Source organism: Negativicutes bacterium (assembly GCA_021372785.1).
Lineage (GTDB): Bacteria > Bacillota > JAAYKD01 > JAAYKD01 > JAAYKD01 > JAJFTT01.
The window spans coordinates 39,812-49,769 of record JAJFTT010000067.1 but is presented as its reverse complement, the minus strand read 5'-3'; the positions used below and the strand labels follow the sequence as shown (position 1 = coordinate 49,769).

At 50.7% G+C, this 9,958-nt stretch carries 7 protein-coding genes; 1 reads left to right on the top strand and 6 read right to left on the bottom strand.

Annotated features, from left to right (window positions below):
• Positions 1-102: 102 nt before the first annotated feature.
• The 3 genes from LLG09_08480 to LLG09_08470 form a co-directional block, all read right to left on the bottom strand.
• Complete coding sequence (locus LLG09_08480) at positions 103-1,245, bottom strand: glycosyltransferase (protein ID MCE5197144.1); 1,143 nt, start codon at positions 1,243-1,245, stop codon at positions 103-105.
• A 57-nt stretch (positions 1,246-1,302) separates the two neighbouring features.
• On the bottom strand, positions 1,303-2,181 hold the full coding sequence (locus tag LLG09_08475; GenBank protein ID MCE5197143.1) for an aminoglycoside 6-adenylyltransferase: 879 nt from the start codon (positions 2,179-2,181) through the stop codon (positions 1,303-1,305).
• 145 nt (positions 2,182-2,326) lie between these two features.
• Positions 2,327-5,770 carry a M14 family metallopeptidase gene (locus LLG09_08470; protein MCE5197142.1) on the bottom strand — a complete coding sequence of 1,148 codons (3,444 nt, stop codon included), beginning with the start codon at positions 5,768-5,770 and terminating at the stop codon, positions 2,327-2,329.
• An 84-nt stretch (positions 5,771-5,854) separates the two neighbouring features.
• Here LLG09_08470 and LLG09_08465 point away from each other — a divergent pair, with 84 nt between their 5' ends.
• Positions 5,855-6,004, top strand: a complete 150-nt coding sequence (locus LLG09_08465) for a hypothetical protein (GenBank protein MCE5197141.1) — start codon at positions 5,855-5,857, stop codon at positions 6,002-6,004.
• Between the two features lie 123 nt (positions 6,005-6,127).
• On the opposite strand, the gene LLG09_08460 is transcribed toward LLG09_08465, so the two are convergent.
• Genes LLG09_08460 through LLG09_08450 form a run of 3 tightly spaced genes read right to left on the bottom strand, consistent with a single transcriptional unit; the run spans position 6,128 to position 9,922 of the window.
• Positions 6,128-8,011 carry an S-layer homology domain-containing protein gene (locus LLG09_08460; protein ID MCE5197140.1) on the bottom strand — a complete coding sequence of 628 codons (1,884 nt, stop codon included), beginning with the start codon at positions 8,009-8,011 and terminating at the stop codon, positions 6,128-6,130.
• Positions 8,012-8,027: 16 nt separating this feature from the next.
• On the bottom strand, positions 8,028-9,218 hold the full coding sequence (locus LLG09_08455) for an ABC transporter permease (GenBank protein MCE5197139.1): 1,191 nt from the start codon (positions 9,216-9,218) through the stop codon (positions 8,028-8,030).
• Positions 9,215-9,922, bottom strand: coding sequence for an ABC transporter ATP-binding protein (locus tag LLG09_08450; protein MCE5197138.1), 708 nt, complete (start codon positions 9,920-9,922; stop codon positions 9,215-9,217). The genes LLG09_08455 and LLG09_08450 overlap by 4 nt, the downstream gene beginning before the upstream one ends.
• Between the last annotated feature and the right edge of the window lie 36 nt (positions 9,923-9,958).

Below are 9,958 nucleotides of genomic sequence, written 5' to 3'. Positions count from 1 at the left end.
TTTTTGGTATCGTTTATTATGGATGAGAAAATTGTGGGGATCCGGTCGGATGGTCTCTGGAAATGATCTCTGCTGCAAGGCATTGGCGGCGGCGGACGAATTTCAATTTTGACCGGTTTGAGCCGTTTTCTGCTCATACCAATGCATGATAAATCCGCAGAGCTCCTGGGTAGCGGTTCTTTTCCCTAACAGCTGAATGGTATCCCGCAGAATTCTGACTCTCAATTGATTGGAAAACAAATTGTAGACTGCTTCTTCCAGAGGAAAAGTGGGAGTAACATGGAGCGCCAACCCATTGTTCAGCATGAATTCAACATTGCGGATTTCCTGACCGGGAATCGGATTGATCATAATCATTGGCAACCCTTTTGCCAGAGCCTCTGATGAAGTTAAACCGCCTGGTTTCGTGATGATGCAATCGGCGGCATCCATCATCAAATCCACATTGTCGACAAAACCGTAAATACGGAAATCTTTTTTGACCCGAATCTTTTTCAATAAATTGTAGATGCGTTTATTATTGCCGCAAACCACCAAAGCCTGATAATCAAGCGGCAGCAAATCCAATTTTTCAATGGTTTCATCCAGATGCCCGAATCCCATGGAGCCGCTCATGATCAATAACGTCTTTTTTTCCGGATCTAAATCCAATTGACGCCGGGCTTCTTTTTGTTCCACGCGCTGCGAGAATTTCGGATGAACCGGAATGCCAAAGGGCAGCATTTTGCTGAGCGAAATCCCTTTGCGCTGCAAACCGTAGGCTAAGAGTTCGCTGGCAACCACAAAGTAATCCATGTCGGTGCATTCCTGCCAGAGCGGGTGAACCGTAAAGTCTGTGATGATATTCACGGTCAGGGTATTTGGCAGCAATCCCCGTTTTTTGATCAGATTGAGCATGCAGGAGGCAAAAACATGCGAGCTGATGATCACATCCGCCTGGAAATTGAGAATATAATCCTGTATTTCGTGCGTCAGCAGGCGGGTGATCAGCTGAGTCGGCGAATAAGGGGAAGCAGGTTTGGTCACCCGATCCATGATTTGATAGATTTTTTGATAAGCCGGCTTCGCATAAGAAGCACTGAGCAAATAACCCCGGGAAACAGTTTCATTCAACAAAGGAGCAATTTGCTCATAGACGTCGAGCAGCTCACAAGTGACGCCTTGTTCCTGCAGATAGTCGGCCATGGCTTTGGAGGTGGAATAATGTCCCTGTCCGGTGGGAAGGTATAAAAATAAAACTTTCATAGAATTCACCTTTTCTCCTTATTCAGAAATAGCAGCCTGCAGTGCGGCGCTGCGTTTTTAATAAATCTCTTTGGCGTTGCGGGGCAGTTCGTAAATATGGCGGACGAAAGATTTACTGTTGCGGGCTAATCTTTGATCATAAGAAAACTGCAGCCGTACCGCCACCGTTTGGGCGGTTTCTTCAAATAAGTCCATCATCGTAAATAAGGCCTGCCAAAGTGCGGTTTCCTCGCTGCCGGGGTAGGTTGCCAGCAATTTTTGCCAGGTTTGCGGCGACAAATAATTTTTCAGATATTTTCCGGATTTTCCGGTGGAAACCGTGAAGTCGGTTTCCGTACCGACCTGCCAGTTCAGCATAGTGATCAGCTTAACTTTTTGAGATTGAAAATAATCCAGGGCGTAGAGCAATTCATTGCGCCAAAGTCCTTTGGCGATGTACGGCGCCACCCAGTAAAAATCGATACAGCGGCAATCAAAAATCGCCTGGCTTGGCCGCTGTACGAGATAATCGCCGTCATTGGCAGCCGGGATTTCCGGCAGCAGCGCCTCTTTATCAAGCAGGACAACGCTCAGACTGTCGCGACCGAATTCTTTTCGCATCGCCGCTTTGGTCAGGATAGAAAGATCGATGCGGTTGCCGTCGGTAAACTGCATCAGCCAGGCATAGCGCTCTGAGAAATCGCGGGGTTGTCCCAAGGCCCGATCCAGGCGATCCGGTTCTTCCATAATCAGGATTTCACCAAACCGCTTGAGCCAATGGGGATCGGCTAAAAAGGAAGCGGTCTCCGTGACCACATAAACGATATCAAAATCCTGAAAGATATCTTTCGGGACCTTGACATTTGCCCGGGAACCGTTGAGATAAACCGCACGGATTCTCTCATCGTGTTCGGCTGTGCTGAGAAGCAAATCCAGCATTTCCTGCTCGCTGCGCATGATCGTTCTCCTTCATTTTTCCGGTGTAAGCGGTTTTTATTATTTCGTGTCGGTGACCGCAGGTTCCTTCTGTTCGGCCCGTTATTTACCGGCGCCGCTCTGCAAAAGGCAGCCGGAGAGCGGAATCAGCGGTTGTCTTCTGCAATCAGCAAAGCAGCGGTCGCTGCCGGCGCAGCTGCAGCGTCAGGGTCCCATCATTTTCGATGCTGAAATCAGTGAAGGCACTGCGGCTGCGGCAGAGCATTTGGATCACAGCCAGATCCTGCAGCAGGTGGGTCCTGGCGCAGAGATAGAGATAATCCCCCTGTGCTGTTTCATCGGCCACTTCCGATGTATAGGAGACGGCGGTAATCCAGGGGCAGCGGATTGCGGCATAGTGATGTTGATAATTGAGCGTGTAAGGGATCCGGTAATTGATCATGTTCTGCACATAATCGGCAGGGAACAGCCGCGGCAGCCAGGCATGCGCATACTTTTCAAAACGTTCGCGCCATTCGCTGTTCCAGGCGGAAATTTCCGGATCCCGGTTGATGCTCTCGGCAATGACCTCCGCGATCTTTTGATTGACCGCTAAATTGGAAGTAAAGTCGGCATGATCTACTGTCCAAAAATAACCGTAGAGCAGCGCGCGCGGCAGCCAGAAGCCTTTGAATCCCGGCGAAGTATAACCGGAATACTGCTGATCCCATTCGTGACTGGGTACGCCATGATTATCAATCACCACATCGGGCAGATTGCGTAGCCAGAGCTTACTGAAAGCCAAGGCTTCGCTGTGAATCGTATCGGGGTGGAAATATTCGGAAGTGAAATCGCGCCCGAGCGCGTTGAAACGGGCGACATGCAGTTTCCAATTGGGATGTTCCAGCTGCAGTTCGTGATGCAGCGCAGCGCCGTCGGGGTTTTCCAGGGGAATGATCGCAAGGCTGATTTGCTCCGCCAGGTTCTGATAGAGGGGATTGCTCAGGAGTTCTTTCAGCAGCAGGAACGCGGCATTTGTACTGGAGACTTCATTGGCATGATGGCGGCAGAGAATAATTTCGGAAGGCAGCAAGCTCAGCCGCTTCACACGCGACAGATAGCCGCCGGCTTGCGGCAGCAGTTCGACGCCATAAATCACTTTGCCCAAAACACTCCTGGCCAGCGGCAGAACGCGTAAACCCGGCACCGATTTCAGCTGCTCCATGATGGCGAGATATTCCTCATAACCAATCACGCTGTGTTCCTGTAAATCAATTTGCCGGATTGACAGCGGCGGACGCAGCAACTGTTTTTGCGGCAAATCGAGCGGATAGACGGTTGGCTGAGGGTCATTGGCCAAGGTAAAAATCATTTGCCGGACGGGGAAGTAGGAGATTTCTTCCTGCGCTGCCTTTTTGCCGATCCATTTTGTGTAAAAATGCAGCAAGCGATGGAAATCGAATTCATCGCTTTGACTGCGCCAATCTTCCACGGCAATCTGAGCCCGGAAATGATCCTGCTGCCAATCCAATTGCCGCAGGATGGTTTTCACAGAACCTTTGGGCAAAGCGCGATATTGCCGGCCGCTTTGCGTGAGCAGCAGAGGCTTTTTCTCTATCTGCTCCAATAGGGTGACGCGCAAGGTCGGCTTGCCTTGCCGCTGATGGAGCAGAGGCAGGATCAATCCGGGGGCGGTGAATTGCTCTTGGCAGCGGCTTAAACCGTAAGCTTTAAAGAAATCGCTGCCGGCAAAGTAAAGATCTTCATGCATAGCATCAAGCGACGAAAGCAGATCCTGCCGCCAGGGCAGTTTTTCATCCGGTTCGCTGACTTCAATCTCCAAACGCAGTTGCGAAAAGAAAGGCTGATCTGTTAGGCTGACCTGCTGCGGCAGCTTTGCTTCGATATAATGGCGGCAGTCGGGCAGGATTTCCTGCTGATAAAGATTCCAAATCGTGGTCAGATCGGTATCGATCATTTGCTCGAATACCGGCGTTCCATTGCGGCGAACCTTCAGGTAACCGCAGGCGGGATGGACGAGCCCGAGAGCGGGATAAGCGTCGAGATAAGGGCGGCTCTGCCAGGCGGCGAGATAATGCTCCCGCAGCAAAAGCGTGTTGTTTTGGTCAAAGGCGGTTACTTCGTAGGTCAGATTCGCCGTGCCTTTGTAGGCAAGGAATTGAATCGCACTGCGCGGCAGCGCGAGCCGACTGCTCAACAGATCATCGGCGGGATAAAGTTCCTGCAGATAGCGCAGCGGCAGGTCATGCCATTGCTCTGTTGTGGCCGTTGTCAGATGGTTATGGATGGGGGTAGCGCCATCCTGATCCAGCCATTCCGTTTTCCCTTCCGGTAAAAAGGCCCTGAAGGCAATTTCAATGTGGTGGAGCGAATCCAGCCGCTGCAGCTGCGGCAGGATGACTTCTTCCAACCAACTATAACCCTGTTTATAAGCGCAAAGCAAGTGAAAACGATCGGTCTGCAGGCCTTGTTTTTGCAGCTGATCCTGAATTTCTGCGGCAAGCTGCTGACGGCAGGCGGCATCTTCGCTCAGAGCAGCCTCAAGTTCGATGTGATCACCGGCCTGCAGCAACGGATAAACCGCCTCCGACAGCAGTCGGCGCAGCACATCCGCTTCCCAGGGCAGATCATAGGCTTTGCTGTAAACCGTCCGGGATGCTTTGTGATTGAAGAATTGCATGGTTGGATACTCCCGCTGTAGACTGGCCAATTCCTTCGGGTCGGCAGGAGAGGTATAACAGAGCAAGGGAGGATCCTCCGCTTCGCTCAGCATCTGCAGCGCCGCTGTCTGACCATTCAGTGTCTGCAGGCAGAGATCGTCTTCCGTTTGCTGCAAAAAATCCTGCCAGGTTTGGTCGTCGCAGAGAGCGGGGAAACGCTTGCAGAATTCTGCCGAGCAAGTTTCCAATTCGGCTCCGCTGCCGCTGATCAGCAGCCGGCTGCTTTCCGGTGCGGAAATCAGTTTGATGCTGCAGCTGGCTTGCGTTTGGAAAACAAGCAAATTACCGGCTGACGCTTGGCTGACTGTGACCGGCAGCGTATAGGAGGTGGTTTCCATGCCGAAACGGGCAGCAAAGTTGCAGGCGGCGATCAGCGTGCTGTCGTCACAGTTTGCCGGCAGCAGGAAATGCAAATCCAGCTGGTCCGGGAGGCCATTATGATCGCTGTCTTTTAAAAAAACTCCCGGAGAAAATAGATCGGCCAGACCGCGCTGCGGCGGCAGCGCGCCGACAGGACGGTAATCTTCCGGTGCTTTACTTGCTTTCAAACCGCCCGGCCGCTGCCCGGCCGCCTGCGGCAAACGAATATGCAGCAGCGCGTCCGCCTTGCTGTTCAAATCGGTCAGAGCCGCCGGCAGATCCTGTAAGCCCCGAATGGCAACGATGACTTTGTTTTGCTGCTGCAGGATGCTGAACGCGTCGTCTGTTTGATCGGCGGCCTGCAGATAAAGCAGATTCTCCTCCCTGCTGGTCATCTGCCTGACAGCGACGGGAAATTCCAGGGAAAGGCTGTGAAAACCCAGCCAAATCGCCAATTCCAGAGTCAGTGTTTTCTGCAGGTCAGACATAGCGGGGGTAAGCAGAATTTTGATGGTATAGGGATGATACATCAGGACCTGCCTTCTTTCTTTGCGCAAGGTATTTCTAAATTCGCGGAAGGGTAGTCCTTTTTCCTGCTTGATAAGAGGGAAAAATTGAAAAAACTACTGAGCAGCCAAGGCGAGAAAGCCGAATTGACTGTTTCCCCGCTTTGGGATGCCGGGCGCTGTGAAGGAGAATCACATTGTTTTGGGCGGTCCGGTTCCGGCTGGATACGCTTTGACAGTTTGGATCTTTTCTTCTGATGCTGCTTTCGTTTTGTACATAATAATAGCTCCCCAGGCTGTAGTCTCAAACTTTTTGCTGTTTTGAGTTTCTGCAAAATGGGGAGCATGTCATAACAAATCACGCATTTTTTGACTTGACTGTTATTTTGCTATGGCTAGAATTACCCGGATGCGGTTGCCTGCCGCAAAGGAGAAATTATCATAATAACCCCGCAATTTGTAAACATCCGGATTGGCAACTGCGGCGAGATTGGTTAGATAGGTTTTGCCGTCTGCTTTGATATAGACCTGCAGGTTATCGGCTAAGCGGTATTCCTGTTGATTGCCAGTTGCGGCATAGTTGCTGATCGTATCGATATCAAATTCACTGAGTGTTGCGATCGTAGTGACGATGTTGTTTTGATAAAACAGCATAACTCCACCGCGCAAATTGTCGATCGGGGAAGAATAGCTGCCCTTTACATTGTTGCTTTGATAGCTGAAGATGTAGTGGGTAACATCCACTTTACCGCCGGCACCGTCGCTGACGGAAGTCGTTGTTTCCGTTACGTCGGTGATGAAACCATAGGTATGCAGATCACCTGTAACATCATATAGAATCAAGTCAGTGATTTCTTTGGCTTCGTTTTGCACGAAATAGCGAATGTCTTCCGAGCTCAGTTCGATATTGGCCAGACGCGCCGCTGTCAGCGTGCAGAAATGACCGCCGGAGTCGGTATCGAGGATTTTGATATCGGAAGCCAAACTGTAATCACCCAATTTGGCAGCGGCAGCATCGATGGTTCCGCCAATGCGTTTTATGGGAAGTCTCTTGAGATTCACACTGCCATTGACGATACCGACTGAAACAAGGTCGCCCACGCTGACGGCGGTGTTGCTGTTATACTGACGGGTCGTGCCGTCGGTGCAGGCCACGGTGGTAATTTTAACGACCTGACTGCCGCTGGTATTGGTAAGAAAAGTTTCCACATTGGTGGCAGTGACGACTCCGTATTGGATGCCGGAAGATTCCTGCGGCGAACATACATCAACCACCTCACCGTTCATCCCCAACAGCAGAGTAATGGTATCGCCCACAACAAATTCACCCATAGCCGATAGTTTATAAGTCGCTGTCGTGCTGCCCAGAGAATAAGTATTACCCGCAACGGTTACTTTGGTGGGAGCCACAGTATTCGGTGAGGCAGCTGTGTAAAGGCCCACAATCTGATTGCTGTAAGCCCAGATCGTTTGCAAATTATAGTGGTAGTAAATTACATCATTGGCAACGATCGCCGTGACGTTTGCAGGTTTGCCATTGCGATAAACAACAGCGTTCGCCAGATCGAAAGGGATCAGAGAGTCCAGGCTGTTGGATCCCAAGATAAAAGGCCCCTGCAGATTTGCTGCGATCAAGCCGGTATAATCGAGTTCTCCTGAGGCATTCACGCTGTAGCCAAGCGTAGTGGCGTAGTAAACATTGCTTTTTGTCTTGGCGGTTAATAGATTATAGATCAGCTGTCTGGCATCCGTCAGTAACAGATTTTTTGCGGACATTGGGCTGAGCCCGTCCGATAAACCCAGGCTTTGCGCTTTTCTCAGCTGCGCAGCAGGATAAATGCCGGACAGGTCTTCCGCGGTATAGCCTAACAGACGCAGGGCAGCGGTCATTGCTTCTTCCGGCTTGATGGCCTGATCCGGCCGGTAGCTGCCATCAAGATAGCCAACCAGCCAACCGGCCGACGCGGCTGCCTTTACGGCTGCGGCATAAGGATGATTGTATTTGACATCCCAGAAGGGAGAGACAAGTGAGTTTGAGCTGAGAATGGTTTTGTATTGCGAAGCAGAGACCAGCAGCGCGGCAAATTCCGCCCGGGTGACCGGCTGCAGGGGATCCGCTTCGCCGGAGGGCTCGAAAGTCAAAATATTCATCGCTTTCAGGACGAGCGTCACATTGCTGTCTGTCTCGCCGGCGTAGACGGGTGGCGCAAACAGTAAACAGAACAGGAAAGTACTGAGCAGCAGGAGCAAGCATCGGTTCTTCATTCCATTTGTCCTTTCATCAATCGTAGCGCAGTGCTTCAATGGGATTCAATCGGGCCGCTTTTCGGGCGGGAAGGTAACCAAAGACAATACCGATTGTTACAGAGACAGCAAAAGCAGTCAGTACCGAAGAGCCGGAGGGAGTAATGGTGATTTCTGTAGAAACTACGGCAGAAAGTACCTGGGATCCCACCGACGAAAGAACATAACCAAAAACAATGCCAATCACACCGCCCAAACCGCTGGTTGTGCCGGCTTCTATGACAAATTGTTCCATGATATTGCGTTGCTTGGCACCCAATGCTTTGCGGATGCCGATTTCTTTCGTACGTTCCGACACGGAAACCAGCATGATATTCATGATGCCAATTCCGCCGACCACCAGGGAAATGGCGGCGATAGTCCCCAGAACCAGGACTACGATATTGATCATACTCGTCATTGTGCTCAGCATTTCCGCCATGCTGATTACTCTGTAAGCTGTATCACTGCCGAATACTTTATAAAGTGCGTCTTCGACCAACTCTTTTGCTTGAGTTACCGTGTTCTGCGAAGTCACGGCTATATTGTAAGTATTAATCCCTGTCCTGGATAATTTGGCGGCAACGCTGTAGGGCAGATAGATGGCATCGTCGCTGCTGGCCGCTGCACTTTCGGCCTTTTCCGATAAAACACCGACGATGGAGTAAGTGTTCTCGCCGATGCGCAATGTTTCGCCGACAGCATTGTTATTAAAATACTCTTTTGCTAAATAGCTGCCGATGACACAGACTTTTTGTCGGGTGAGGATATCCACATATTCCAGAAAGCGGCCTGCTTTTAGGGAATAATCTTTCATCCGTGCATAATCTTCACTCACACCGGTAGCTTTGGTGGTGCCGACGCTCTCGGAACCGATTTTAACGGTTCCGCTGACCGCGACTGTGGGAGAAACAGACTGCAGCAAGTCTGGGTTGCGCTCGATGAGCGTATAGATTTCATCGACAGAAATGCTGCGCGTAGAACCGCGCCCGCTGATATTGACGGTCAATAAGTTGGTTCCCAGACTTTGAAAAGCGCTGGTCATATAAATCTCCACACCATTGCCTAAACCCACAATGATGATGACCGCTGCCACGCCGATAATGATACCCAACATAGTAAGTAAAGAGCGGAACTTGCTGGTAGCGATATTTTTAATCGCCATTTGGAATGACTGTACAATGCTCATAAACTTGCCCCGCTTTCTCTTTGCGTGGGGCCATCATAGATGATTTTTCCGTCCGACAGGCGGATGGTGCGTTCGGAATGGGCAGCAATTCCATTGTCATGCGTGATCAAAACAACTGTATTACCGTCTTGATGCAATTCCTGTAATAAACGCAAAACATCCATCCCGGTTTTGGAATCCAGTGCGCCGGTTGGTTCATCGGCCAGTATCACAGAAGGATTGCCAACCAAGGCTCTCGCGATTGAGACGCGCTGCTGCTGCCCGCCGGATAACTGATTGGGCAGGCTTTTTAGTTTATCGGACAGACCGACACGACTCAAAACATCACGGGCACGTTTGATGCGTTCCTGTTTGCCGACGCCGGCATAAATCAGTGAAACTTCCACGTTTTCTTCTACGGTTAAGCGAGGCAGCAAATTATACTGCTGGAAAACAAAGCCGATCATTTTATTACGGATTACCGCCAGGGCATTGTCGCTTAATTGTCCGACATCCTGCCCGCCCAGCAAATACTGTCCGGAATCCGGAACATCTAAACAGCCGATAATATTCATACAGGTGGTTTTTCCCGAGCCGGACGGTCCGACAATTGCGACAAATTCACCCTGTGAGATCTGCAGGGAAATTCCATCAATGGCTCGCACGACAGTTTCACCCATGGTATAGACTTTATAGACCCGATGAAATTCGATGAGAGGAACCATTTTGGCTGAGCCTACCGACCCGGGGATTATGGTATT

Bases quoted from the DNA above. Each gene is read 5' to 3' on its own strand.
- LLG09_08480 (MCE5197144.1), bottom strand. From the start codon at position 1,245: ATGAAAGTTTTATTTTTATACCTTCCCACCGGACAGGGACATTATTCC.
- LLG09_08475 (MCE5197143.1), bottom strand. From the start codon at position 2,181: ATGCGCAGCGAGCAGGAAATGCTGGATTTGCTTCTCAGCACAGCCGAA.
- LLG09_08455 (MCE5197139.1), bottom strand. From the start codon at position 9,218: ATGAGCATTGTACAGTCATTCCAAATGGCGATTAAAAATATCGCTACC.
- LLG09_08460 (MCE5197140.1), bottom strand. From the start codon at position 8,011: ATGAAGAACCGATGCTTGCTCCTGCTGCTCAGTACTTTCCTGTTCTGT.
- LLG09_08450 (MCE5197138.1), bottom strand. From the start codon at position 9,922: ATGGTTCCTCTCATCGAATTTCATCGGGTCTATAAAGTCTATACCATG.
- LLG09_08470 (MCE5197142.1), bottom strand. From the start codon at position 5,770: ATGTATCATCCCTATACCATCAAAATTCTGCTTACCCCCGCTATGTCT.